At 53.2% G+C, this 24804-nt stretch carries 24 protein-coding genes; 11 read left to right on the forward strand and 13 right to left on the reverse strand.

Annotated features, from left to right (window positions below):
- Positions 1–3 precede the first annotated feature (3 nt).
- The 7 genes from GOV45_RS12075 to GOV45_RS12105 form a co-directional block, all read right to left on the reverse strand.
- Positions 4–1185, reverse strand: coding sequence for a M23 family metallopeptidase (locus GOV45_RS12075; RefSeq protein WP_170477838.1), 1182 nt, complete (start codon positions 1183–1185; stop codon positions 4–6).
- Positions 1186–1248: 63 nt separating this feature from the next.
- Positions 1249–1899: a protein-L-isoaspartate(D-aspartate) O-methyltransferase gene (locus GOV45_RS12080; protein WP_170477842.1), complete on the reverse strand. Its 651-nt coding sequence runs from the start codon at positions 1897–1899 to the stop codon at positions 1249–1251.
- On the reverse strand, positions 1896–2678 hold the full coding sequence (gene surE / locus GOV45_RS12085) for a 5'/3'-nucleotidase SurE (RefSeq protein WP_170478148.1): 783 nt from the start codon (positions 2676–2678) through the stop codon (positions 1896–1898). The genes GOV45_RS12080 and surE overlap by 4 nt, the downstream gene beginning before the upstream one ends.
- Before the next feature lie 123 nt (positions 2679–2801).
- The gene (locus GOV45_RS12090) at positions 2802–3887 is read right to left on the reverse strand and encodes an ABC transporter ATP-binding protein (protein ID WP_437436520.1); all 1086 of its coding nucleotides are present in this window, start codon (positions 3885–3887) and stop codon (positions 2802–2804) included.
- A 208-nt stretch (positions 3888–4095) separates the two neighbouring features.
- Positions 4096–5208: a hypothetical protein gene (locus GOV45_RS12095; protein WP_170477847.1), complete on the reverse strand. Its 1113-nt coding sequence runs from the start codon at positions 5206–5208 to the stop codon at positions 4096–4098.
- A 2-nt stretch (positions 5209–5210) separates the two neighbouring features.
- Positions 5211–5990: an SDR family oxidoreductase gene (locus GOV45_RS12100; protein ID WP_170477849.1), complete on the reverse strand. Its 780-nt coding sequence runs from the start codon at positions 5988–5990 to the stop codon at positions 5211–5213.
- 87 nt (positions 5991–6077) lie between these two features.
- Positions 6078–6440, reverse strand: a complete 363-nt coding sequence (locus GOV45_RS12105) for a nuclear transport factor 2 family protein (RefSeq protein WP_170477852.1) — start codon at positions 6438–6440, stop codon at positions 6078–6080.
- A 109-nt stretch (positions 6441–6549) separates the two neighbouring features.
- Between GOV45_RS12105 and GOV45_RS12110 the strand changes: the two genes are divergently transcribed.
- From GOV45_RS12110 to GOV45_RS12120, 3 genes are all read left to right on the forward strand, one after another.
- The gene (locus GOV45_RS12110) at positions 6550–8157 is read left to right on the forward strand and encodes a peptide chain release factor 3 (RefSeq protein WP_170477855.1); all 1608 of its coding nucleotides are present in this window, start codon (positions 6550–6552) and stop codon (positions 8155–8157) included.
- Positions 8158–8199: 42 nt separating this feature from the next.
- Positions 8200–8967, forward strand: coding sequence for a hypothetical protein (locus tag GOV45_RS12115; RefSeq protein ID WP_170477858.1), 768 nt, complete (start codon positions 8200–8202; stop codon positions 8965–8967).
- A gap of 306 nt (positions 8968–9273) precedes the next feature.
- On the forward strand, positions 9274–10620 hold the full coding sequence (locus tag GOV45_RS12120) for a DEAD/DEAH box helicase (protein ID WP_170477860.1): 1347 nt from the start codon (positions 9274–9276) through the stop codon (positions 10618–10620).
- Here GOV45_RS12120 and GOV45_RS12125 read toward each other — a convergent pair.
- From GOV45_RS12125 to GOV45_RS12135, 3 genes are read right to left on the reverse strand one after another with little or no spacing between them, the layout of a single operon-like run.
- On the reverse strand, positions 10617–11519 hold the full coding sequence (locus GOV45_RS12125) for an EamA/RhaT family transporter (RefSeq protein WP_170477863.1): 903 nt from the start codon (positions 11517–11519) through the stop codon (positions 10617–10619). The two genes, GOV45_RS12120 and GOV45_RS12125, sit on opposite strands and share 4 nt — an antisense overlap.
- A 21-nt stretch (positions 11520–11540) precedes the next feature.
- On the reverse strand, positions 11541–12443 hold the full coding sequence (locus tag GOV45_RS12130) for a fatty acid desaturase (RefSeq protein ID WP_170477866.1): 903 nt from the start codon (positions 12441–12443) through the stop codon (positions 11541–11543).
- Complete coding sequence (locus tag GOV45_RS12135) at positions 12436–12639, reverse strand: DUF2061 domain-containing protein (protein ID WP_170477869.1); 204 nt, start codon at positions 12637–12639, stop codon at positions 12436–12438. Before GOV45_RS12135 ends, GOV45_RS12130 begins: the two co-directional genes overlap by 8 nt.
- Before the next feature lie 108 nt (positions 12640–12747).
- Here GOV45_RS12135 and GOV45_RS12140 point away from each other — a divergent pair, with 108 nt between their 5' ends.
- The 3 genes from GOV45_RS12140 (at position 12748) to GOV45_RS12150 (ending at position 15087) form a co-directional block, all read left to right on the forward strand.
- On the forward strand, positions 12748–13626 hold the full coding sequence (locus GOV45_RS12140; protein ID WP_170477872.1) for a helix-turn-helix domain-containing protein: 879 nt from the start codon (positions 12748–12750) through the stop codon (positions 13624–13626).
- An 80-nt stretch (positions 13627–13706) separates the two neighbouring features.
- Entirely contained in the window at positions 13707–13889 is a 183-nt protein-coding gene (locus GOV45_RS12145) for a hypothetical protein (protein WP_170477875.1), read from the forward strand.
- 211 nt (positions 13890–14100) lie between these two features.
- Positions 14101–15087: a GlxA family transcriptional regulator gene (locus GOV45_RS12150; RefSeq protein WP_170477878.1), complete on the forward strand. Its 987-nt coding sequence runs from the start codon at positions 14101–14103 to the stop codon at positions 15085–15087.
- A 66-nt stretch (positions 15088–15153) separates the two neighbouring features.
- Here GOV45_RS12150 and GOV45_RS12155 read toward each other — a convergent pair whose 3' ends face one another.
- The 3 genes from GOV45_RS12155 to GOV45_RS12165 are packed head-to-tail and all read right to left on the reverse strand — an operon-like array spanning position 15154 to position 18167.
- A complete protein-coding gene (locus tag GOV45_RS12155) occupies positions 15154–16200 on the reverse strand; it encodes an aldo/keto reductase (RefSeq protein ID WP_170477882.1) in 1047 nt (348 codons plus the stop codon).
- Positions 16201–16237: 37 nt separating this feature from the next.
- Positions 16238–16696 carry a DNA polymerase III subunit chi gene (locus GOV45_RS12160; protein WP_170477884.1) on the reverse strand — a complete coding sequence of 153 codons (459 nt, stop codon included), beginning with the start codon at positions 16694–16696 and terminating at the stop codon, positions 16238–16240.
- 4 nt (positions 16697–16700) lie between these two features.
- Positions 16701–18167 (reverse strand): leucyl aminopeptidase, encoded by a 1467-nt coding sequence (locus GOV45_RS12165; protein ID WP_170477887.1) that lies wholly within the window; start codon positions 18165–18167, stop codon positions 16701–16703.
- A 229-nt stretch (positions 18168–18396) separates the two neighbouring features.
- On the opposite strand from GOV45_RS12165, the gene lptG reads away from it, so the two are divergent.
- The 5 genes from lptG (at position 18397) to rsmA (ending at position 24789) form a co-directional block, all read left to right on the forward strand.
- Positions 18397–19497, forward strand: coding sequence for an LPS export ABC transporter permease LptG (gene lptG / locus GOV45_RS12170; protein WP_170478151.1), 1101 nt, complete (start codon positions 18397–18399; stop codon positions 19495–19497).
- Positions 19497–21656 carry an LPS-assembly protein LptD gene (locus GOV45_RS12175; RefSeq protein WP_170477891.1) on the forward strand — a complete coding sequence of 720 codons (2160 nt, stop codon included), beginning with the start codon at positions 19497–19499 and terminating at the stop codon, positions 21654–21656. The genes lptG and GOV45_RS12175 overlap by 1 nt, the downstream gene beginning before the upstream one ends.
- Positions 21647–22900: a peptidylprolyl isomerase gene (locus GOV45_RS12180; protein WP_170477894.1), complete on the forward strand. Its 1254-nt coding sequence runs from the start codon at positions 21647–21649 to the stop codon at positions 22898–22900. Before GOV45_RS12175 ends, GOV45_RS12180 begins: the two co-directional genes overlap by 10 nt.
- The gene (gene pdxA / locus GOV45_RS12185) at positions 22897–23862 is read left to right on the forward strand and encodes a 4-hydroxythreonine-4-phosphate dehydrogenase PdxA (RefSeq protein ID WP_170477897.1); all 966 of its coding nucleotides are present in this window, start codon (positions 22897–22899) and stop codon (positions 23860–23862) included. Before GOV45_RS12180 ends, pdxA begins: the two co-directional genes overlap by 4 nt.
- Before the next feature lie 84 nt (positions 23863–23946).
- Positions 23947–24789 carry a 16S rRNA (adenine(1518)-N(6)/adenine(1519)-N(6))-dimethyltransferase RsmA gene (gene rsmA / locus GOV45_RS12190; RefSeq protein ID WP_170477900.1) on the forward strand — a complete coding sequence of 281 codons (843 nt, stop codon included), beginning with the start codon at positions 23947–23949 and terminating at the stop codon, positions 24787–24789.
- Positions 24790–24804 lie beyond the last annotated feature (15 nt).

Raw genomic sequence — 24804 nt, forward strand, 5'->3', positions numbered from 1 at the left:
GCCTCACTTTAGGTAGGGTTCTGGATCAACAGATTCGAATCCTTTACGCACCTCGAAGTGTACGTAAGCGTTTTCTCCGCCACGTAGCGCAGCAACTTTCTGGCCTCGCTTAACCCGATCGCCTTTTTTAACAGTGATACCTTCGACATTAGCGTAGACAGTCAAGAGATCGTTTTTGTGTCGAACAACAATGATGGGCACCTGATCCGCATCGGCTGTCACTGCGGCCACTGTTCCGGCCTCGGCAGCAGTAACCGATGTACCGGGTGCTGCAGCGATATCAATGCCTTCGTTCTTACCCTTTTCATAAGTACGAATGATCCGGCCTGTTACAGGCAGCGACAATGCCGATGATCCACTATTAGTCGGAGCATCCGCAGTAACGTCAGGGGCCGGCGTGGATTCCGCCAGTGGCTTCACCTTTTCTTCCGGCAACGGTTGGGTCGCACTGGGTGGCGTCGGCGTTGGCGATCCCTCACCAGGCTGAGTAATCGCTGTCGCTGTCGCTGCCGGAGCAGCCGCCTCGCGTCGCGGTGCAGGTTGATCCTTAATTGGGATCAAGAGAAACTGCCCCTCGCGCACCATGAAATCGGACCCCAGCCCGTTCCATTCGGCTAAAGCCTCTACAGGCACCTGGTACAGGCGCGAGATTGTGTAGGCGGTTTCGCCTCGTTTAACCTTGTGTTGGATTGGTTCAGGGCCTGCAGCCGGTACTGGCGCAGGAGCAGGTGTCGGCTGCGCGGGTTCAAGCGTAGTTGTTCGAACCCCGCCAGTTTCTGGCGCCTCATCGATCGCTGTGCCGGCAACTGCAGCTATGTCGACATTACTGCTGGCCCCAACTGACCGCGGAAGCGCTAGAACCTCGCCGTCGCGGAGGGGATCATTGGGTTGAAGCCCGTTGTAGCGCGCTAACTCCGCCTCAGGTAAGCCAATACGTACGGCGACGTCACGCACACTGTCCCCCGATCTGGCGACTGCGACCTGATAGTTGGGATAGGTGATTACGCCCCGCGAATCCGGAGCGGGACGGCTTGCCGTTGCTGCCAATGCCGCATCTGCGGTGGAAAAACCGCCAACATTTCCGCGCAGATCATAGTCGAAAGGCCCCTCGCACGCAGCCAACAGGGCTAGAATGGCTGTACCCATCGCATAGCGACACATAGCTGATTTGGAAACTGCTCTCATTTTTCTGTCCTCAACACCTGCCCCATTTTGTCCGGGGTTCTGGCGAAAATTTCCCAACAAACTTTATGCTTCGTCCTTTCCCAACCCCTCAAGCAAGGGGACGAACCGAACGGGTAACAACTCGTCATAGTCAAGACCTTCTTCGGTGCGGGTAACCCGGATCAAGGTTTGAACCGCGTCCGATTGGCCTACGGGCAAAACCATGATACCGCCGATTTTCAGCTGCGCCAAGAGTGGCCCCGGCGGATCTTCGGCAGCAGCGGTAACAATAATGCGGTCGAATGGGGCCTGTTCAGGAAGGCCGAAGGATCCATCAGACAACATTGCAGTCACATTTGTGAGGCCCATCTCGCGAAACAACTGGGCTGTTTCGCGAACCAGACGCTTGTGACGCTCGACCGTATAAACCCGGCGAGCCAGTTTTGAGAGAATAGCTGCTTGATATCCCGACCCGGTCCCGACTTCGAGCACCGTATCGCGGGGATTCACCTTCAATGCCTGCGTCATAAGCCCCACCACCGATGGTTGGCTGATTGTCTGACCGCACGCAATTGGCAAAGGTGTGTCGTCATAAGCCCGCTCGGAAAACAAACCTCTCACGAACAATCCCCGGTCAATCTGTTCCATTGCCGCCAGCACGCGGGCGTCCGTTACACCGCGAGATCGCAGTGAAAACAGAAACTGCATAGTCTTTTCCGGGTCGAGTCCGCTCATTCTATTGCCCTAAGCACCTCAAGTGTATCGTGGGCCGTCAGATCTGCCCGCATCGGAGTGACAGAAATATAACCATCTAAATTGACCGCTGCATCCGTGCCTGGCGCGGTTGGATTGTGCTGATTTCCGCCTTTGATCCATAAGAATCGCCTGCCCGATGGAGACATGTGTGGTTCGGCGCCAAATCTGGTGTCACGGCGATAACCCTGCGGTACGACACGTGTCCCTACGACTTCGTCGGCGGGAACAGGTGGGAAGTTTACATTATAAAACAAGCGGTAATCCTCTTGTCCTGCAGGGGTGGCTTCCAAAATACGACGGATCAATTCAACCCCAAAGGAAGATGCTGCTTGAAACGGATTTTCTAACTCGCGGTTTCGGGGACCAAGATATTGCGACAAGGCAATTGCCGGAACGCCCTGAAGGGCAGCTTCCATTGCGCCTCCCAACGTACCGGAATATAAAGCGTTTTCTGCTGAGTTGTTTCCTCGATTTACTCCTGACAATACCAGATCCGGGGGGCAGTCTTTCATTACGTCGTGCAAACCAGCCAGCACACAATCTGCAGGCGACCCTTCGGCCGCAAAACGACGTTCAGCCAGTTCTGCCACCATCATTGGATGAGTGTAACTGATGCAATGACCCACTCCTGATTGCTCAAAGGCAGGAGCAACAACCCAGACTTCGCCATCTGGCCCCGCCAGATTGCCAGCTATGGCCTCAAGTACAGTCAGACCCGGCGCGTTGATGCCGTCGTCATTGGTTAGAAGAATACGCATGGTGTCTGCCTCAGCCTCGAATTTTCCTCTTGATAGACGCGGCCCAGCGTCGCGGCAAGCGACCCGCACAGGCAATCTGAGGCTTTCAAGCACCACTTGGAAGGAAATCATCGCTCTGCCGCGTCAAACCGGGAAGACGAAACACCGATCTCGTGGGACTGTAAGCCACATGACCCTGCCTGGATTTGGCACAAACACATTCGGAACGGTCGCTTTTAAGATCGAGCCGTCGTAGTCCATCCGAAACTCAACCAAACTTTCATTACCCAGAAACCGCGCTCGCTGAACCACACCTCGGGCGGCGACCCCGTCCGTTGGCGTAGGAGACGGACCCTTGCCGTTGCGGTCGAAATCCAGTCGAACGTGTTGGGGACGAAAAACAATCTCGACATCTGTTTGATCAGGCACCCCGGGTGCAAGGAATTGACCGAACGGGGTTTGTGCCAAAGCGCCGTTAACTTTCGAAATTAATACATTGATATCACTGAAAAATGACACCGCCGCCTTATCAACCGGCCGGGTGTAGACGTTATATGGCGCCCCTTGTTGGACAATCTTGCCTCCCCGCATCAAGGCAATTTCATCCGCCATCCGCATGGCCTCTTCGGGTTCGTGCGTCACCAACAAAACGGCCGCGTCTTCTTCTTTCAGGATCGCCAGTGTTTCGTCCCGAATTCCGTCGCGTAAACGATTATCCAAACCCGAAAATGGTTCGTCCATCAGCATTATGCGCGGCCGTGGCGCAAGGGCGCGCGCCAATGCCACTCGCTGCTGCTCGCCTCCTGATAGCTGGTGCGGAAACCCGTCCACGAAACGCATTAGGTCTACACGGGACAACAATTCTTCGACCCTGGCTCGTTTGGCGTCTTTGGTGCCCGAAAGACCAAACGCTACATTGTCGCCGACGCTAAGATGGGGGAATAGCGCAAAGTCCTGAAACATCAATCCGATTTCACGGCGCTCAGGCGGGACGCGAAAAACTGTATCGCACACCAGCTTGCCGTCGACGTAGATTTCGCCCGAGCTTTGAATCTCGACACCGGCAATCATCCGTAGCGTCGTAGATTTTCCGCAACCTGATGGCCCCAACAGGCAAGTCACCTGACCGGCGTGCACGCTTAAAGACACACCATCGACTACAGTCCGCCCACCGAAACGGGCAACAAGATTGTGGACTTCCAGCCGAGGAGGAGCTGCGTTCTCTGTCACCGATGGACCCCGTTGCATTTACCGATCAAATCAATCGGGCTTGAGCGGGGATAGCAACACCGCCCCGCAGGTGCAAGTTGTCAGCAGCAGGCAATCGGTATCGCTAAGGTCCGGGCGAAATAGATAGTAAAGCTTTGCAGATTTTGACAATCCCCAAAGGGTCGAAAACTCGCTAAGCAGCTAGAAGCTTTAGAAAAAATAATGTGGATCAGTCCAAAAGTTCAAAATCCACCGCAGTTAGAATACGTCCGTTGACCTGAACTTCCAGCCGATGCGCACCGGGTATGAGCGTGAAAGTACTGGCATTGCCTTTCAGTTTGTGGACTTTCCGCAATGTCACATTTCCATCAGTCAAAGTCGCTTGCTTCAGCTTATGAACTTTAGGCGAGATTTTCCCACCAGGGCGTTGAAAATGAATGATATAGTCAACAAGAACCCCTTGGCCCTTATCCCCTGATAGCTCTACAGTGAACTCTAACGCTCCGCCAATCCGAGCTTCACCGTCGACCTGAACTTTCGCAGAAATGTCCGCGTCAGGATCGAAGCCCAACATCTTCATGGCACGAGGATGGCCAGATTTCACTAGCCCGCGCAATGCATGAGAAGTCATCCACTGTAGTTCATCATCGTCCTGCCGTGCCGCTTCACGCCACTCCTGCAACCGATCCAACGCCAGATCAGGGTCTTTTTTTGTTATGTCATTCAAATGGTTGGCGACAGATCGTGTCACATAGCGCGCGTTGTCGCTGTGGAGGCGATCCAGCAGTGGTAGCGGATCGGAGAGGCCCAGCCCAACCGCTTGCCCCCAAGGCAAACGCGGACGGGTACCTTCGCTGACCAGTCGCCGAACGTGATAACTGTTATGCTGAGCCCATTCTTGCATGCGCCTCAAAACAAGATCGGGATGATTGTTCAAAAAAGGGCGGATTGCCAACTCCATTGAAAAACGTTGGGTTACCTCCTCGAAAACATCCAACGCCAGTTCGGGGTGGTCCGAACCCACGGCAACGACCCAGTCGCCAATCGGGCCAAAGATAAAATCTCCAAAGTCATCGTCCGTCTTGTTTGGGTCCAGTGGCGGAGGTAGTGCCTTAAGAATCACTTTCGCTACATCGGGCAAATCACCTGGAATTGCTTCCGCCAGACACTCGGCTATCCAGACCATCCGCTCTTTCAACTCGAGTTCCGTTAGCCGCGACATAACCCGTGCTTCAAATGTCGCCGCATCAAAGGCCGGGTCCGCCGCCGCGAATAGCCCGGCCAGATACCCAGTGGTATCGGCATTAAATAATTGATCTTTTAGAGAGAAATTCTGTGTCATGGTTACATCGTAATATTGGTCGCCCCGCCATCAAGCAGGATGTTTTGTCCAACGATAAAACCTGCATGTTTGGAGCAAAGAAATGCGCAAGCGGCACCGAACTCCTGTCGCGTCCCGTAACGCCGAGTTGGTATCGTAGCGGCGCGATCGGCACGTGCTTCGTCGATCGAAATCCCCTTCTGCGCCGCAACGCCACTGTCCAGTGAATTCGCCCGGTCAGTATCGTGAATACCTGGCAAAAGGTTATTGATAGTGACGCCCATGGGCGCCACTTGACGTGAGGTGCCTGCGACATAGCCCGTTAACCCGGTACGTGCCGCATTCGAAAGACCCAAAACAGCGATTGGTGCCCGCACCGACTGCGAGGTTATATTTACGACCCTACCCCAACCATTTTCCATCATATTTGGCAGCAACGCTTTCATGAATGCTATCGGTGTCAACATGTTGGCGTCGAGAGCCATGATGAAGTCTTCGCGGTCCCAGTCAGACCACATTCCCGGCGGCGGACCGCCAGCGTTTGTTACCAGAATATCGACGCCGTCTGCCGCTTGGATAACTTGTTCCTGCCCATCTGCAGAAGTCACATCACAGGCCACTGTCTTAACTGTAACGCCATGTTCACTTCGGATCCGATCCGCCGATACTTCTAACGCTTCGGCCCCTCGCGCATTCATAACAAGATCAACACCCGCCGCCGCCAACGCTTCTGCGCAACCAAGCCCAAGACCTTTGCTGCTGGCACAAACCAGTGCTCGTTTTCCGCGAATACCCAAATCCATTCTGATCCTCCCAATCATTGTTTGCCGGACACTAGCACCGGCCCGACGACGAAGACCAGAATGGCCGAGTTGTTAGTTGTTCAAAAATCAGTAGAAAAATTCCTCACGCACGATCTTGCCGTCGGAAACATAATAAATCGCTACTTCGCGCATATCGAAAGCTTCACCGCTTTCCTTCATCGAGCCTTGCACTTCGAAAATCACCGCAAACCGATCATCACAGTGTAAAAACGGATCACTTACAGAACCTCCCGTCACTTCGGTCGAGTTTTCCCACCAATCGTGTTTTCCGCGTATCGCGTCCAGACCATGCGCCTCACGTCCCATGCCCTGCATGTCCGCTGCTTCTACCGACACAGCGTCCACGGCATATAGCTTGTCCAAATTTGCTTTCGCCCGGTTTTCCCTGCATCCAGCAACGAGTTCATCTGCGATTTCCTTCAAATTCATCAGCCTACTCCAAAATTTGTTCACTATATGTTCTTTTTCGCATAGCCATCTGATTCGGAACACCCCCTTTGTCTTGCTTCGGCAGGATTCCCCGCCTATATGCCCGCTCATGCTTGATAGTGCCCCGAACCAACCCGTCTTACCGCCCGAGATCGCCCGACGCCGAACATTTGCGATCATCTCCCATCCTGACGCGGGCAAGACGACGCTTACCGAAAAATTCCTTCTGTATGGTGGCGCCATTCAGATGGCCGGTCAGGTACGCGCCAAAGGCGAGGCACGGCGCACCCGGTCCGACTTTATGCAAATGGAAAAGGATCGGGGCATTTCAGTGTCTGCCTCGGCTATGTCTTTCGATTACGCCAACTTCCGCTTCAACCTGGTTGACACCCCAGGCCACAGTGACTTTTCCGAAGACACTTATCGCACCCTGACTGCAGTTGACGCGGCGGTGATGGTGATTGACGGCGCTAAGGGCGTAGAAAGCCAAACGCAAAAACTGTTTGAGGTTTGCCGTTTGCGCGACCTACCTATTCTAACTTTCTGTAATAAGATGGATCGTGAAAGCCGCGATACCTTCGAGATTATTGACGAAATCCAAGAGATGTTGGCAATCGATGTCACGCCTGCCTCATGGCCCATCGGCGTCGGCCGGGATTTCATCGGTTGCTATGACATATTGCGCGATCGGCTAGAGCTGATGGACCGAGCCGACCGCAACAAAGTGGCAGAAAGCATTCAGATCGAAGGGCTTGACGATCCAATGCTTGCAAAGCATGTGCCCGAGCACCTTTTGGAAAAGCTGCTGGAAGAAGTTGAAATGGCACGGGAACTGTTGCCCAAGCTCGACCCGCAGGCCGTGCTCGAAGGTCATATGACGCCCATATGGTTTGGTTCAGCCATCAATTCCTTTGGTGTTAAGGAACTTATGGAGGGCATTGGAACTTATGGACCGCAACCCCAGGTGCAGTCAGCCGAACCCCGCCAGATCGCACCGGATGAAAAGAAGGTTGCGGGGTTTGTTTTCAAGGTTCAGGCCAATATGGATCCCAAGCACCGCGACAGGGTCGCCTTTGTCCGCATGGCCTCTGGCCACTTCAAACGCGGCATGAAGCTGACGCATGTACGGTCAAAAAAACCGATGGCAATTTCAAATCCGGTGCTATTTCTGGCTTCGGACCGCGAACTGGCAGAAGAAGCTTGGGCCGGTGATATCATCGGAATACCTAACCACGGTCAGCTTCGCATCGGCGACACGCTGACAGAAGGCGAGGCACTGCGTGTCACAGGTATACCATCCTTCGCGCCCGAGCTACTTCAAGGCGTCCGGGCGGGCGATCCACTTAAAGCGAAGCACCTAGAAAAAGCTTTGATGCAGTTCGCTGAAGAAGGTGCTGCAAAGGTATTCAAGCCCTCCATCGGATCGGGCTTTATAGTTGGAGTTGTCGGCGCCCTTCAGTTCGAGGTTCTGGCCAGCCGGATCGAGATGGAATACGGCCTGCCAGTCAGGTTCGAAGCGTCTCAGTTCACTTCGGCCCGGTGGGTAAGTGGTGACAAGGCCGAGGTTGAGAAGTTCGTGAATGCCAACAAACAGCACATAGCGCATGATCACGATGGCGACATCGTTTATCTTACACGGTTACAATGGGATATCGACCGAGTCGAACGTGATTTTCCGCTGCTGAGCCTCACTGCGACCAAGGAAATGATGACCTGAACCACCTTGCAAGGGCAGCGCGCTCGAATATAGGTTTCGGTCATGCAAGACATCGATCAGGAAAACTATCCCGGCGGGTTCTATACGATAATGCATCACCTGGAACGACGGGAGGCGCCTTATCTCTTTCCTGAAAAGGTGTTGCCCGTCCCAGACGTCGACTTGGATAATTTAAGTGAGCTTCGTGTGGCCGAACCAGACCCGAAAGCGATATTCGACAATCGCAGGGACGCGAGTAAAAAGCTGCATTCTTTGCAACAGGAGTTTGTGGGCCAGTCGCAACTTTTACTAACTCATGCGATTTGCGTCGCGCTTTTGCGCCGTGCGCCAGCTCCAACTCAGGCACGGGACCTTTTTCTTAGACTTTGGTCGGAAAAAGGTGCGGTTTTGGCTGGGGACCTGCCCGTTCGGTGGCTAATTTCAAGCGCGACAACCTTCGCGGATCACGGCCAAACTATCGAACAACGGCTCGGAGGGCAAAGCCTAAGCCTTCTTTTCGATCTTATTAAGCTACATGACAGCGAGAGGCGTGTATCCCTGCAACCCTGCGACAAGGCATTCGATATCGGCAGAGAAGAACACGACCAGCTTCCTCTGGCTTTCGATATGCCGGGATACTCGCTGCGTACTGGTGATCTGGACAGAACATTGCTTGCGCGGTTGTGGCGGTATGCTGAAAACGATCCTGTGCTGCGTCCATTGGGTTTCCGAATGTTGAAATTGGTAATGTACGATCCACGCAGCATCTTCGGTCGAATACAGCATTACAAAAACCGAAATAGTATTCTGGATCACGTCAGCGAATTTTAGCAGTTGCTACGACGGAATCCTTGAAAGGCAGAATTAGGCACATTTGTAAGAACGCCGCTGGGCGTGCGGCGACACGGCTTTTGCCTGCAGAAGCCAAGAAACATTTTCCCGGAACCGCCTGAATTGTTGCAAAAAATCCTGTTTTGGCCGCGCCACGGCCAAGTTAAAATGACTTCATTTGACCCTTCCTGACGATTTTGTTATGTCCCGCCCAAGCCGAACCGTGCAAAATGCACGTGGCCATCCGGGCCCGGCACACTCACAGACGCGCGGGCCAGGTATAGTGTCCGCATGAACCGGACATAGATGACAAAATTTAACGAACTGAACCTGAACCCAAAGGTCCTCAAAGCCGTTGAGGAAGCCGGATACGAAACGCCTACACCAATCCAGGAAGGTGCGATTCCGCCCGCACTAGAAGGGCGAGATGTGTTGGGCATCGCACAGACTGGTACAGGAAAAACCGCCAGTTTCACGTTACCGATGATCACGTTGCTGGCTCGTGGAAGAGCACGCGCGCGCATGCCACGTTCGCTTGTGCTTTGTCCGACACGGGAGTTGGCAGCACAAGTAGCTGAGAACTTTGATACCTATTCCAAACATCTTAAACTGACCAAGGCGCTGTTGATTGGCGGTGTTAGCTTTAAGGAACAGGATGCACTGATCGACCGCGGTGTAGACGTTCTTATTGCAACTCCCGGACGTTTACTGGACCACTTTGAACGAGGGAAGCTTCTTCTGACCGGTGTGCAGATCATGGTGGTGGATGAGGCCGACCGTATGCTGGACATGGGGTTCATTCCCGATATCGAGCGCATTTTCTCACTGACTCCTTTCACGCGCCAAACCCTGTTCTTTTCTGCAACCATGGCGTCCGAGATCGAGCGGATTACCGATACTTTCCTTTCTGCCCCCGCCCGGGTCGAGGTTGCGCGTCAGGCAACCGCATCTGAGACTATCGAACAAGGCGTCGTGATGTTTAAAGGCGGCCGTCGGGACCGCGAAGCAAGTGCCAAACGCAAAGTTCTGCGCGCGTTGATCGATGCCGAAGGTGAAAGCTGCACGAACGCTATAATCTTTTGCAACCGCAAAACAGATGTAGATATCTGTGCAAAGTCATTGAAAAAACACGGATACAATGCTGCTGCCATTCATGGTGATCTGGACCAGTCCCAAAGAATGAAGACATTGGATGGCTTCCGCGACGGTTCATTGCGCCTTCTGGTTGCCTCGGACGTGGCTGCACGAGGGCTGGATATCCCTTCGGTCAGCCATGTCTTCAACTTTGACGTTCCCAGCCATGCCGAAGACTATGTGCACAGGATTGGCCGTACGGGTCGCGCAGGGCGCGAGGGCAAGGCGGTTACAATCTGTTCGAAACGTGATGAAAAGGCACTGGATGCCATCGAAAAGCTGATCCAGAAAGAAATTCCACATATCGACAATCCGGTTAAGATCGAAGAGCCCAAGGAAGACACGCAAAAAACCGAAAAGAAGTCGCGAGCTTCTGACAGCAAAAAGAGTGACCGAAAAAGAGATAAAGAGGCTAAACCACGTGGTAGGCGCGAAGAAAGTGGACCCGCAGTTATCGGTATGGGCGATCACCTGCCAAGTTTTATCGCGCTGAGCTTTGACGAGCGTCGCGCAAGCTAAATTGCCAGCACTAGTGCGAGTATCGATAAACCCAACAATGACATACCCGCGATTTCTCGTTGGGTGACGGTTTCCCGAAAAAACAGAATGGATGCGAGCAGGCTGAAGATCAGTTCGATCTGCCCAAGCGCCTTGACGTAAGCCGCGTTTTGAAGCGTAAACGCCAGAAACCAGCAAAATGACCCAGCTAAGCTGGTCAGTCCCACGAAGACTCCAGTTCTTCGGGTTTGCCAAACAGCATGCAATTCGGCCCGATCGCGCCACAGCATCCACAATGCCATGCTTATAAACTGAAAGGTCACGACCACGGCAAGAGTGACCAGAGCGCGAAACCAAGCATCAATTTCCCCTAGCTCCAGCGAGGCGCCGCGATAACTGACCGATGAAAAGGCAAACAAAACCCCCGAACCCAGACCGAGTCGCGAGGCGCGGTTTGTAAGGTTCCTCCACCAAACCAAATCGCCGCCCGGTGATTTCGACAGTAGCAAAACTGCCAAAAGGCCAAGCAATATTGCCAACAGCGCTGCTGCTGAAACCTCATCCCCAAGAACGATAAATCCGACAATTGCCGTCTGGATGACTTCGGTCTTCTTGAAAGTGATGCCGACAGCAAAGTTACGTTGTTTGAACAAAGCCACGACACAGATCGTCGCCAGAATTTGCGTTGTCCCACCTATTACTGCAAAGAGCCAAAACCTCGTATTGAGAGCAGGTATGCTATGATCGGTCGCCAGCAAAGCAATACCCAGTGCCAAAACGACGACGGGCATGGAATAGGCAAATCGGGCAAAAGTCGCACCTGCGGCTGACAGTTTCACGCTGCTCAGAGATTTTTGCAGCATGAAGCGCACAGTCTGGAATATTGCTGCAGCGATTGTGACGGGAATCCATAAGCTCATGGAGACCCTTTTGTCCTCAAATCAATGCTTTGGCCAGAGAGGATGCGACACAGGATCTTTTGTCCGCAAAAAGTATTCGCGAAAAATTTGCCCGTATGAACGGTAGACATACGCCTCGTTACAAGCCAGATACCTTTCTTTGCCTGTTTGGTACAACGCAGGCAACCGGTACCACGGAGCGGACGGATTCATATGATGAACGACGTGTAAATTATTGTTCAAAAACAAAAAAGCAAGAAACCCTCTATCCTCGACGATGACTGTTCTTGCACGGGACTTCTCATGTGCGCGGTGTTCTAGAAACGTCCGGATTTTTACCAATCCAAGGCCGAGATAAGCCGCTAAGACAAAAGTCCAAACTGGCATCGATGAATACGCCACGATCGATAGCACTATGACTACGCCCGGAATATGCAAGGCCCAAGCCAACAGAACTGCACGATCCCCGTTTAAAAACCCTTTCCATTCTTCGCGTAAAAAAGCCGATTGTCCGATCGCAGGGCCAAGAGTAATGCGCCCTAACAGAGTATTGTTTATCTTGAACAATCGCTGTTGCCATTGGGACAAGGAAGCCCAGACTTTTGGATCAAGATAGTTCGACTCTGGGTCGTCATATGGATCAGTCAGATTTGCATCTTGGTGATGAGCCAAGTGCAGGTCACGGAAACGGTTGAATGGGACGAATAATGTCAGCGGCAGAGCCATCAGCGTCTCATTCATCCACTTGGCTCGAAATGGATGTCCGTGCAGTGCCTCGTGTGTCAGTGAAGAATGCATAGCCGCCACTAATCCCATCGTCGGGACCGCCAGCAAAAGAGACCAATCTGCCAGCCAAAACACGACTGCCATCCAAGACAAATAACATGCAACTATTAGGACGAATGTGCCCCACTCTGGCGATTTTGGAGTCGAAGATTCAACCATTGCGCCCCCACGATATGTTCGCCCAGACGCGTTCATAGAACACATACATTGTCAGCCCAACGGCCGTATTTACCACGGCAACAGCGCCCCCAACGGCGGCTGAACCCGTGGCGATCAAGCCGACAATGGTCATGACCACCAATCCCATCGCATTCCAAACGATTGCTTTCACGACCGATCTTCGACGCGTTTCCATTCCGGACCCCATTATTGTTTTGTTAATTAAAACGTTACATATCGCCCTAAAAATTGAATATTCTGAATATGATTAACATAACTAATCAAATGTGATATTTATCTGCGAATGACGGAAAAAGTGGACAAACGCGATCGTGCTGCGCAGTTTCGCCTGCGGCTGGCTCGGGCCATGGAGAATCGACATGTCAGCCAAAGCGCTCTGGCCCGCAGCATCGCTGTGGATCGGTCCACCGTTTCGCAACTACTTACTGACTCTGGCGCTCGGTTACCAAATGCTCACGTGGTGGGGTCCTGCGCGTCAGCCTTAGGAGTCTCGGCAGATTGGCTGCTTAGCTTGTCCGACCGACCGGAAAGTGCCGCTGAATTACTGGCAAGTTCATTAACGCTGACCAAGGCCCCGCGAGCGCTTGTCGACGAACGGATTTTCGAGTGGCACCGCGAGGCCGCGGGATACAAAGTCAGGTATGTACCCGCAAACATGCCTGATATGCTCAAAACGCGTGCGGTTTTGGAGTGGGAATATGCGCCTCATTTAGGCCGTACAGCGGATCAGGCGATCGGAGCTTCCGCCGACAGATTGGAGTGGATGCGCAGCGCTCAGTCAGACTATGAAATCGCCATGCCTTTGTATGAAATTCATAGCTTGGTGCATGCCACAGGTTATTACGAAGGGTTGTCACTCGATAACCGGCTGGATCAAATTGATCACATGCTGGAACTTTGCGAACAACTTTATCCGCGACTGCGCGTCTATCTCTTTGACGCCAAACGTCTCTATTCAGCACCCATGACAATCTTTGGCCCGATGTTATGCGCGTTTTACACTGGCGGTCATTACATGGCCTTTCGCGATCGCAACAGGATCGAGGTTTTTACCCATCATTTTGATACGTTAGTGCGTGAAGCTGATATGACTGCCAGGGACTTCCCAGCCCACCTCAGGCGGCTGCGCCAGAAGATATTTACCGAAGCAAAACCCAAATGATGCGATCCTTTCACACCTGTAGTATAATCGCCATGCGTGAACATTCGGGTATTCCGCCCAAGTAACGGAGGATGACAGAAATGGACGCACTCAAAACCGCCGAATATGCGCGAGCATTGTATTCAGCTCATGGCGACCGTGCCGAAGCTGAGGCCGCAAAGAAGATGCGCGAATGTGAGGCTGCCGGAAACCAACAAGAAGCGAAGGATTGGCAGGCAGTTCGCCAAACTATTCGCCAGATTCGTGGACCCAACCAAGGGTAACGCGCACCCACTTTGAACTGAAAGAGTGGGCGCGACCGAGGGGTCGCGCGGTTCGTGTTGCTTTGACTGTTCTACGATTTAGTTATCCCCAAAACATACAGTGTTCTGCTACACCTTATCCCCAGGTTTCTCCCCCGATTCCGATTTGCTTTACCGTCCGAATCCGACGCAGCCTTGGTGTCAGAATTTGGCAAAATGCGAATCGAACTTGATGAAATCCGCTAAAAGTATCCTTGAACCCGAACATCGCGCTCTGAAGACAGCCGTTTTCGTCTTGGATGAGTGCAATACGCTTAGCTTTGCCTCAGTCGTCGACCCAATGCGCGCTGCCAACCGGCTAGCAGACCACCCGGTATTTGACTGGGATTATGTAACACCCACGCCGGAGGTCGTAATGTTGACAAGCGCCTTGCCTGTTCAGGGGGTTCCGTTGGCGCGTTTGCGTCGATGTGACTTGTTGATAGTGATTGCTGGTTTTCAAATTGCTCGGCAGGCCAACCCAAGTCTGTTGGCCGGATTGCAACGCATTGCCGACACCGGCGCAACGATAGCCGGAATTGATGGTGGGCAATGGCTAATGGCAGAAGCCGGATTACTGGATGGCCACGCAGCGACCCCTCGGCTTGAAGATCAAGCACCTTTCGCCGCTCGATTCCCTTTGGTTGAAATCAGTACCGATCCATTCACAATCTCACCTGGCCGTTTGACCTCCAGTGGGTCGATAGCCACCATAAATTTAGTTGTAAAAATTTTGGCCGCCCGATTGGGTGCTGGTTTCGCCAGTCGAGTGTCCGCCGTGTTTCAGCAAGACATCGCGATTAACCCAAAACAAGCGGTGGCACAGGTCGGTGCAGAAAATCTGAATACGACTTTAACGGCAAGGGCGAATATTCTGATGCAATCTGCGCTGAGCGATCCTTTACCATTGGCGGAAATTGCCACGGCTTTGAGCACGAGCCCTCGCTCGTTGCAACAACAGTTCCGATTACGCTATAATACTACGCCACAAGACCATTATCTGCAGCTACGGTTAGCGGAGGCACGGCGCCTTGTAACCGACAGTCAGATGCCGTTGATGGATGTGGCGCAAGCAACTGGTTTTTCTTCGCAATCCAGCTTTGCCCGGGCGTTTCGTACCGCACATGGTGTTTCAGCAAGGGACCTGCGACAAGAAAGCAACCAACCGATGCCTCACTGAGACGCAATCAACACATCGCGCTGTTGGGCATATCAATCCCGGCCGGGTTCACCAATGTCGCCTGGTTCAATATGGCATTGGGTGCGCTTTGTGAGCCTCGGCAATTTCAGCTTGTACTTCGCCCGACAATTTAAGATCCGCGCCGTTAAGAATATGCTGTAATTGGTTTTCGGTAGTTGCTCCGAAAATCGCCGACATCATGAAGGGCCGCGCCTGACACCAGGCCAAAGACATTTGCACCGGGTCCAAACCATGGCGATCAGCGATCTCAAGGTAGGCTGAGACTGCATCAAACACTCGCTCAGACTTTCGACCACCCATTTGAGGCACTAAGGACATTCGAGAACCGTCCGGCACCGATCCATTTTGGTATTTACCGCTCAAAAAACCTGCGGCCAAAGGTGAAAAAGCCATTAATCCAACGTCTTCAAACAAACAAAGTTCCGCAAGATCGGTATCAAATAGCCGGCACAATAACGAATACTCGTTTTGAATGGATGCTACCCGGGGACCTCCTGTTTCATCCGCCAACCGCAACCATTGCGCCGTGCCCCACGCACTTTCGTTAGACAAGCCAAAGGCCCTGATGTTCCCCTTTTCCACTTGTTGTTTAAGCGCCTCCAAACATCCACGCATTTCCGAAAGCACTACATCCCGGTTGCCTCCGGAAGGATCGTAATGCCAGTTCTGGCGAAACATGTAGCTGCCCCGGTTGGGCCAATGAAACTGGTAAAGATCGATGTAGTCGGTCTGTAACCGCTTCAAAGAGCCTTCAATGGCTTCTGGAATGGTCTCGGCCGAGATCGGCGCGCCATTTCGGGCATGCATAAATCCTTCGCCTGAGTGTTTGGTGGCCAGAACCCATTCGCCCCTTCGCGAAGGATTGGCGGCATTCCAGTTACCCAAAATCTCTTCCGTGCGTCCTACGGTTTCCTTCGCGACCGGGTTGACCGGATACATCTCGGCGGCGTCGATAAAATTGATCCCAGCGGCCAAGGCCATATCCATTTGGCGGTGCGCATCCGGCTCTGAGGTCTGTGTTCCAAACGTCATTGTGCCAAGGCACAAATCCGACACCATAATACCGGTGCGACCCAGAGGTTTCATTTCCATCAGAATGTCTCCTAAAATTCACTTTTGGCTAAATAGATTAGGCTTCGGCTTTTTTTTCCCATCGACCCGAAGCCTCGGACCAATACTGCGCGGAACACCCCGCCTCGGTCAAAGCTTTCCATTGGTCACGCGCCTTTTGCACCGCAGCGTCGTCGTTTCCGTCGAACAAAACGCAAACCCGTTCAAGTTTATTGACCTCCCCTGGATCAACATCAACCCCATCCACCGTCATGACGCAGGTTGGGTCGTTTACAGCCTTCTGATCTGAAGTCAGCAAAATCGGCTGATCAGCATCGTGTGGCCCCCCTGCCCGACCGTGCGGCAGAAATGTCTCTTCGGGACCCAGCCACAGCTTTTCATCCAACCAATCCAAACGCGAAGGGTCTGTCCCTCGCACTGCGATCCGCCACCCCGCTTGCCGCGCCTTGTTCAAAAGAACCGACAGCGTTTTTTCCAGCGGGTGTCGGGTCAGGTGATAGAAATAGACGGCGCCCATCGTGTTACTCGAAGTTGTCTTGGACAAAACGGCTCAGTGCACGAACACCCCAACCAGTTGCACCTTTCGGAGCGTAAGATGTCTCGGTGCTGACTGACGCGACTCCGGCAATATCCAAGTGTATCCAAGGAGTTTCTTCTTTCACAAAGCGCTGAAGAAATTGTGCGGCAGTGATCGAGCCTGCAGAACGACCACCCACGTTTTTCATATCGGCTATGCGGGATTTCAACAAATCGTCATATGCTTTGCCCAACGGCATCCGCCACGCGCCTTCGTCCTCGTCCTTGGCTGCCTTTAGAAAGGCGTCGCAGAACACATCATTGTTTGAAAACACACCCGCGTTTTCGTGCCCCAGACCAATGATGATAGCCCCAGTAAGAGTGGCCAGATCGATCATTCCCACAGGATTAAACCGATCCTGCGCGTACCACATTACGTCGCAAAGGACCAAGCGGCCCTCTGCATCGGTGTTGATAATCTCAACTGTATCGCCTTTCATTGATTTGACCACGTCACCCGGGCGCGTTGCGTTGCCCGACGGCATGTTTTCCACCAAACCTACCAGACCCACGACGTTGGCTTTGGCCTTTCGTTTGGCAAGGGCTCGCATAGCGCCCGCAACAACGCCGGCACCCCCCATATCCATGGTCATGTCCTCCATACCACCCGCAGGCTTTAGCGAAATTCCGCCCGTATCGAACACAACACCTTTGCCCACCAAAGCGAGCGGCGCATCATCGGTGTCTCCGCCCTTCCATTGCATCACAACAACTTTTGAAGGACTGACCGAGCCCTGACCGACACTTAGCAACGTGCGCATACCAAGATCGGCCAATTTGTCTTCTTCCAAAACTTCGACCTCAAGGCCTAAGTCCTGCATTTCAGCCAAGCGATTTGCAAATTCGGAGGTGGTTAAGATATTCGCTGGCTCATTGGTCAAATCGCGAGTCATACGCACCCCGTCCGCTACCGCGTACAGAGGTTCAAACGTGGCTTCTACTTCTTCGGGTTTATTGTGGCTGATGGTTATTTCCTTAACCGGTTCGGTGACCTTGGTTTTGTGCGCATCGAAATCATAGCTTCGCAGAACAATGCCAAGTGCAAGTTGGTCAGTTTGCATCTGGTTACCTGCCATGACCAACACACTTTTTGCGCCCGCCAGTTTGGCGACTTTCGCGCCGGCTTTGCGCGCTTCGGCTTGCTCCGGACGACGCGGCAACACCAAGATATCAAGCGCTTCGGCCTGCATACCACCTGGCCATGCCAGCGTGATTACATCGCCGTTTTTCACCTTTTCAAAGCGCTCGCTTGCCACCATCCGGGCAACCGCGCCCTTGGTTAAACGGTTGGCCCGGCGTGCGGCTGGCCCCAATTTCCCCTCGGACGGAATGATCACCACAACTCGCCCGTTTGCCTCTGCCATCAAATCCAAGTCGAAGGGTTGAAAACGCACCGGTACCAGACTGCTCATATCATGCTCCTCAAGAATGTGTTGACCAAGACCTAGCTCGCGCCGCCCCGGTTGACCAGATAGCAGTTTTCCCCGCCCGGCAATTGCATTAAGGTCTCCGGAAAATAACCGGCAGGCTCGGGGGAACAAAGTTGAGACCAATCGGCAGCAATAGGCCGTCGCGCATGTCTTTATGCCGGGACGCGAGCCGGGCGTTTGCCAATGTTCAAGCTGGATCGGGGGCGCAGGCGTGATCCTCGACCGTTACTTTGCCCGCCGCTTCATGCAAAACTTTTTTGTGATTGGCGGCATTTTTCTCACGTTGATTATCCTGATTGATTTGGTGGAGCAGGTACGACGTTTCGACGATGCAAATCTGTCCTTTGGGCAATTACTCCAGCTTACATTGCTGAATACACCCGCCGCGATAAGTGAGATGCTTCCGCTTTTAGTAATTCTGACCACCATTGCGTTGTTCGTCGGTTTGGCACGCAGCTCGGAGCTTGTCGTTACGAGGGCTATTGGAAGGTCTGGTCTCCGAGTGCTCGTTGCGCCAGCAGTACTGGCACTATTGATCGGCGCGGTTGCTGTTGCCTTGCTGAACCCAATAGCATCTGCCACTTCTGAAGAGTTTCGAAGACTATCGGACGGATATCGCAACAACGGTGATTCGACCCTGTCTATCAGTCGAGAGGGGCTATGGCTGCGGCAGGGTACAAATACGGGGCAATCCGTCATTCACGCCCGGGGCACACTAAACGGCGAAAGACTTGGCCTGCGAGATGTGACAGTCATTGCATTTGGACCCAACGGAATTCCGACCGAGCAGATTACCGCAGATCAGGCAGTATTGGAAGATGGCCACTGGGCCTTGCAGCAAGCAAAGGTGTGGACAATTCAGGACGATCTGAATCCCGAAGCGGCCTCGGTCACCCATGACACACTGAACCTGCCTACCACTTTAACGCGGGACAAAATCATAGACAGGTTGGGGCGGCAAGACTCTGTTTCGATTTATGATCTGCCCCAACTGATACGCGATCTTCGCGAAGCTGGGTTTTCGACCAAACAGTACGAGGTCTGGCTACAGGCGCAGTTGGCCAGACCGTTGTTTTTGGTTTCGATGGTTCTTATCGGAGCAGCGTTTACTATGCGCCACGTGCGTTTTGGCGGCACGGGCATCGCCGTTCTTACAGCAGTACTACTGGGGTTTTCCGTCTATTTCGTGCGAAATTTTGCGCAAATTTTGGGCGAAAACGGACAATTGCCGATCATGATTTCGGCTTGGGCGCCACCCATTGCCGGAATTTTTCTTTCACTCGGGTTGCTGCTGCATGTGGAGGACGGCTGATGCGTTCATTGCTGTCGCTGCTTCTCAGCGGTGTTTTGATCCTGTCCCAGCCTACAGAGGGGTCGGCTCAATCTGACAGTGGGAACCCGGAAACCTCCGATACCGCGGCGGGCACACCCGCGCTGCTGGTGGCTGACAAAATATTCATCACGCCAGACAACAAACTGGTCGCCGAAGGCAATGTCGAAGCCTATCAAGGCGACATTAAGTTGACTGCTGAAAGTGTTGTCTACGACCGTGAGGCAGGTTCTCTTTCGCTGACTGGCCCAATTCGCCTTGATGAGGCTGGAGAGACAACCCTTCTCGCGGACTCGGCTGAGCTGGATAGCGAGATTCAAAACGGGCTGCTAACCGGCGCACGGATGGTATTTGACCAGCAGATACAGATCGCTTCTGTACAAGCCGTACGCGCTGCTGGCAGATACACTCAGTTCAGTAAAGTCGCAGCAACATCCTGCCATGTATGTGCCGACGGTCGATCACCACTTTGGCAAATCAGGGCTCGCAAAGTTACCCATGATCAGGTCGAGCGTCAGCTATATTTTGAAGGCGCTCAGCTTCGCATCATGGACTTACCGGTATTTTATTTTCCGGTCCTGCGCCTGCCCGACCCGACGCTAGAGCGTGCAACAGGTTTTCTTACCCCATCGATCCGGACTACTTCGCAATTGGGAACCGGGATTCGTGTTCCCTACTTCATCCGGCTAGGGGATCACAAAGATCTGACGCTGACCCCGTATATATCGTCTAATACGCGTACAGTGTATTTTCGATATCGACAGGCCTTTAAGCGAGGCAGAATTCGCCTGCGTGGTGCTTTCACGCGCGATGATTTACGACCGGATGAAAATCGCGGTTACTTTTTTGCAGATGGCCAGTTCAGCCTTGGAAAGGGGTACCGGCTGAAATTCGATATCCGAACCACGTCGGACGACGCATATCTTGCAGATTATACCCCATTCAACCCTGATCGACTGCGCAGCGAAATAGCCGTGGAACGGATCAGGCGCGATACGGCATTTCGAACAGGATTTATTCACTATGAATCGCTGCGTGATCGCGAACCACAGGATGAGATCCCATCCCGCGTATTCGATCTGAATTATCGAAAGCGCTACTTTCCTAAGTCGGTTGGCGGCGAGGTTCAGCTAGCCTTTATAGGTCACGCACACCAGCGCACCAGCACCGAGGACGTAATTGGCCGTGATATTGCAAGAGCAACATTTGACGCAGAATGGGTTCGCAGTTGGACTTTTGTAACGGGCCTAAGAACCGACGTTCGCTTGGGCGCAGCGATCGACACCTTCGATATCCGAAATGACAGCGCGTTTCCCAGCAACGTCACCCGCACGGCCCCTCGTGCGGCTTTGACTTTGCGGTATCCGATGGTTCGGCGCGAACAAAACGGCGCGCGGCAATTTCTGGAACCGATAGTCCAATTGGGATGGGCTAATGTGTCGGACTCAGATGTGCCAAATGACGAAAGTACATTTCAGGAATTCGATCAGGGAAACCTGTTGTCTCTTTCGCGTTTTCCGGCCGTGGATCGGCGAGAAGATTCGGCAACGGCCGTTGTGGGATTGAATTGGGCTAGGTACCGCTCGAACGGATGGGAGGCTCTGGCCACAGTCGGGCAGGTCTTCCGATCAGAAGCCGATCCAGATTTTACTCTAAGCTCTGGCTTACAGGGTACAACATCTGATCTGCTTTTGGCTGGGCAGTTGCGAAACGGCAAGGGTTTGACCGTTGCAGCCCGCGGACTACTCAACTCAGATCTAAGCTTTAGTAAGGCAGAGCTTCGAACGGCTTGGTCAAAGGGTGGCACCTCTTTGAGCGGAAGTTATGTTTGGCTGGAACCGGATCCGGTGGAAACCGGTGGCGATGAAATCTCTGAGCTTTGGCTGAACGGTGGGTACCGTATCGATCAAAACTGGCGGACCACGGCTTATGCTCGGTATGATTTCAGCGAGTCCGAACCAATCCGAGCTGGGCTTGGCGTAACGTACCGTAACGAATGCGTGCAATTTGGCGTGACCCTGACTCGACGTTTCACCTCAACATCGAGTATTGAGCCTACGACGGAATTCGGCTTTACCCTAGCCATGACCGGATACTCTGTTGAAAGCGGTGGCAAGAAGTACAAGAAGACATGCAGTTGATCTCAAGTTTCATAGAAGCGCTTCGCCTTTGGTGCCGCATTCCGGTATTGCCAATGCTTACCGCCGTGCTAGTGCCTTTTGCGGCCAACCCGGTGCAAGGCCAAAGCCTGTTCTCTCCGGCGATACGGGTTAATCAGGACATCGTGACTTGGTATGAACTGGACCAGCGGCAACAGTTTCTCGAGATTTTGGGCGTGCCAGGCAGTGGCGATGACGAAGTTCGTCAAGCACTGATCGACGACCGTCTGCGCAAACAGGCGATGCGTGAGGCAGGCATTCAAGCCGCCCCAGAAGATGTTCAAAACGGGATTGACGAATTCGCAGCACGCGGAAATCTTTCATCGGAACAGTTCTTGCGGTTACTGAGTGATGCTGGCATCGCACAGGAAACCGTACGGGACTTCATTGCCGATCAAATTTCGTGGCGGGATTTCATAAGTTCTCGATTTATTTCTCAGGCGCGTCCCAGCGACGAGGAAATCGATCGCGCAATGGGACAAGGTGGCGGCGGCGGGCTTCAGGTGCTGATGTCAGAAATAATTATCCCTGTGACGCCACAAACGCTGCCGCAAGTCGAAGCATTGGCAGAAGAAATTGCGCAGGTTTCTGGGCAAGACGCGTTTTCCGCCGCTGCAACACAATATTCTGCAGCTGCAACTCGGGAAAACGGCGGTCGTTTGGAATGGTTGGCGATCACAAGCCTGCCGCCTGCGTTACAACCTGTCATTTTGGGTCTTCAAAACGGCGAGATTACCGATCCTTTGACGTTGCCCAATGCAATCGCCTTGTTTCAGCTTCGCGGCATTCGCGAGGTGGCAACGGGCACTCCGCAGTACTCCAAGATCGATTATGCGATGTATTTCATGCCTGGTGGCCGCACAGCGGAAGGCCTGGCCCGGGCCGCAGAGCTGAAAGAAAACATCGACACCTGCGACGATCTTTATGGAATTGCAAAAGGGCAACCAGCCGGGGTGCTTGAACGAATCTCAGCCAGTCCTTCTGAAATCCCGCGAGACGTTTCCTTGGAGCTGGCAAAACTTGACGCGAACGAGGTATCTACGACGCTGACCCGCAACAACGGTCAATCGCTGGTTTTTCTGATGTTGTGCAGTCGAACCCGAGACATGGGCGAGGAAACCTCGCGTACTGACGTAGCAAACGCATTAACACAACAACGGTTGGAAGCTTTTGCCGACAGCCTTCTGCAACAGCTTCGCGCAGATGCCACAATTGTAGAACAATGATACGCCCCATTGCACTTAGCTGCGGCGAACCAGCTGGGATCGGGCCCGAGATTGTGGCAAAAGCGTGGGGCGAACTAAAAGACAGCTGCCCATTTGTCTATATTGGTGATGCAGACCATCTACCTGAAGGTGCCCCGTTTGTTCGCCTAGACAACATTGCCGATGCAAAACAAGTAAGTTCACACGCCGTGCCTGTACTGCAGATGGATTTCCCAGCACCTAACGTACTGGGGCACCCAAACCCAACAAACGCACCCCGAGTGGTGGAAGCAATACAAAGAGGCGTCGAATTGGTGCAATCCGGATCCGCTTCTGCGCTATGCACAGCGCCTATCAACAAACAAGTTCTCATTGACGGCGCGGGGTTTTCTTATCCAGGTCATACAGAATTTCTGGCGGCCCTCGGTAGTCGTGACCGCGTGGTAATGATGTTGACCAGTGACCAACTACGCGTCGTCCCAGCCACGATCCACATCCCATTGTCTCAAGTTTCCAATGCCCTCACCCCAGATGTGTTGTTTGACACAATTGAAATCACCGCCAAAGGCCTGCAGTCTCAGTTCGGCATTCCAAATCCTCGTATAGCCGTCACTGGATTGAACCCGCACGCAGGCGAAGGCGGCAAAATGGGCACTGAAGAGCTGGACTGGATTGCCCCATTATTGGCAGAGCTGGCCCCCGGCGACTACAGCGTGAGCGGTCCACATCCCGCAGACACCATGTTCCACGCCGCCGCTCGCGCGAAATATGATGCAGCGATTGCCATGTACCATGATCAAGCCTTAATCCCGATCAAAACACTGGATTTCGACCGCGGTGTTAACGTCACGCTGGGATTGCCGTTTATTCGCACTTCGCCGGATCACGGAACTGCACTCGACATTGCCGGGAAAGGTGTCGCTAACCCCACCAGTTTGATTGAAGCTCTGCGTCTTGCACAAAAGATGTCGCAAACCCAATGATTTTACGTCCGGTCAGAAAATCTTTTTACTGCGACAAAGACTTTCTGGCGCAATGGCTCAGCCCAGCGCAAAGGTAAGTCGAACATGAGCGCAATCGACACCCTACCCCCGCTGCGAGACGTCATAGCGACCTATCAGCTGTCGGCTCGAAAATCTTTAGGCCAGAATTTCCTGTTGGATCTAAATCTGACGGCCAAAATTGCCCGTCAGGCTGGGGACCTCGCTGAATGTGATGTTTTGGAAATAGGTCCCGGCCCGGGCGGACTGACCCGAGGGTTATTGGCCGAGGGTGCCCGTAAAGTAGTCGCGGTTGAAAAAGACACCCGCTGCATTCCTGCGTTGAACGAAATAGCCGAAGCATATCCGGGTCGATTAAAGGTCATCAATGGAGACGCGTTGGAAATTGATCCATTGGCGCATCTTAGGCCGCCGGTCCGGATCGCGGCCAACTTGCCATATAATGTAGGGACAGAACTTTTGGTCCGCTGGTTGACACCACCAAAATGGCCGCCATTTTGGCAGAGCTTAACGCTAATGTTCCAACGCGAAGTTGCAGATCGGATTGTAGCGCAACCCGGCAGCAAGGCGTATGGTCGACTGGCGATTCTTTCGCAGTGGCGGACAGATGCCCGCATTGCAATGTCATTGCCGCCTTCTGCGTTTACTCCACCACCGAAGGTTTCAAGCGCAGTCGTTCACCTTCAAGCGCTGCCGGAACCTCGCTTTCCTTCTGACGCGGCCACACTCTCGCGAGTCGTCGCCGCTGCATTTAATCAACGACGCAAAATGCTGCGTGCGTCCCTCAAAGGCGTGGCCCCTGATATCGAGGACCGCCTGATCGCCGCAGGGATTAAACCTACCGATCGCGCAGAACAAATCCCGCTGGAGTCTTTTTGCGCACTGGCGCGAGAAATCCGCAAATCATGAATCAAAATGACCTCG

The organism is Ruegeria arenilitoris (assembly GCF_013035425.1).
Taxonomy (GTDB): Bacteria; Pseudomonadota; Alphaproteobacteria; order Rhodobacterales; family Rhodobacteraceae; genus Ruegeria; species Ruegeria arenilitoris_A.

Bases quoted from the DNA above. Each gene is read 5' to 3' on its own strand.
- GOV45_RS12075 (WP_170477838.1), bottom strand. From the start codon at position 1,185: ATGAGAGCAGTTTCCAAATCAGCTATGTGTCGCTATGCGATGGGTACA.
- GOV45_RS12080 (WP_170477842.1), bottom strand. From the start codon at position 1,899: ATGAGCGGACTCGACCCGGAAAAGACTATGCAGTTTCTGTTTTCACTG.
- surE (WP_170478148.1), bottom strand. From the start codon at position 2,678: ATGCGTATTCTTCTAACCAATGACGACGGCATCAACGCGCCGGGTCTG.
- GOV45_RS12095 (WP_170477847.1), bottom strand. From the start codon at position 5,208: ATGACACAGAATTTCTCTCTAAAAGATCAATTATTTAATGCCGATACC.
- GOV45_RS12100 (WP_170477849.1), bottom strand. From the start codon at position 5,990: ATGGATTTGGGTATTCGCGGAAAACGAGCACTGGTTTGTGCCAGCAGC.
- GOV45_RS12105 (WP_170477852.1), bottom strand. From the start codon at position 6,440: ATGAATTTGAAGGAAATCGCAGATGAACTCGTTGCTGGATGCAGGGAA.
- GOV45_RS12110 (WP_170477855.1), top strand. From the start codon at position 6,550: ATGCTTGATAGTGCCCCGAACCAACCCGTCTTACCGCCCGAGATCGCC.
- GOV45_RS12115 (WP_170477858.1), top strand. From the start codon at position 8,200: ATGCAAGACATCGATCAGGAAAACTATCCCGGCGGGTTCTATACGATA.
- GOV45_RS12120 (WP_170477860.1), top strand. From the start codon at position 9,274: ATGACAAAATTTAACGAACTGAACCTGAACCCAAAGGTCCTCAAAGCC.
- GOV45_RS12125 (WP_170477863.1), bottom strand. From the start codon at position 11,519: ATGAGCTTATGGATTCCCGTCACAATCGCTGCAGCAATATTCCAGACT.
- GOV45_RS12130 (WP_170477866.1), bottom strand. From the start codon at position 12,443: ATGGTTGAATCTTCGACTCCAAAATCGCCAGAGTGGGGCACATTCGTC.
- GOV45_RS12135 (WP_170477869.1), bottom strand. From the start codon at position 12,639: ATGGAAACGCGTCGAAGATCGGTCGTGAAAGCAATCGTTTGGAATGCG.
- GOV45_RS12140 (WP_170477872.1), top strand. From the start codon at position 12,748: ATGACGGAAAAAGTGGACAAACGCGATCGTGCTGCGCAGTTTCGCCTG.
- GOV45_RS12145 (WP_170477875.1), top strand. From the start codon at position 13,707: ATGGACGCACTCAAAACCGCCGAATATGCGCGAGCATTGTATTCAGCT.
- GOV45_RS12150 (WP_170477878.1), top strand. From the start codon at position 14,101: ATGAAATCCGCTAAAAGTATCCTTGAACCCGAACATCGCGCTCTGAAG.
- GOV45_RS12155 (WP_170477882.1), bottom strand. From the start codon at position 16,200: ATGGAAATGAAACCTCTGGGTCGCACCGGTATTATGGTGTCGGATTTG.
- GOV45_RS12160 (WP_170477884.1), bottom strand. From the start codon at position 16,696: ATGGGCGCCGTCTATTTCTATCACCTGACCCGACACCCGCTGGAAAAA.
- GOV45_RS12165 (WP_170477887.1), bottom strand. From the start codon at position 18,167: ATGAGCAGTCTGGTACCGGTGCGTTTTCAACCCTTCGACTTGGATTTG.
- GOV45_RS12175 (WP_170477891.1), top strand. From the start codon at position 19,497: ATGCGTTCATTGCTGTCGCTGCTTCTCAGCGGTGTTTTGATCCTGTCC.
- GOV45_RS12180 (WP_170477894.1), top strand. From the start codon at position 21,647: ATGCAGTTGATCTCAAGTTTCATAGAAGCGCTTCGCCTTTGGTGCCGC.
- pdxA (WP_170477897.1), top strand. From the start codon at position 22,897: ATGATACGCCCCATTGCACTTAGCTGCGGCGAACCAGCTGGGATCGGG.
- rsmA (WP_170477900.1), top strand. From the start codon at position 23,947: ATGAGCGCAATCGACACCCTACCCCCGCTGCGAGACGTCATAGCGACC.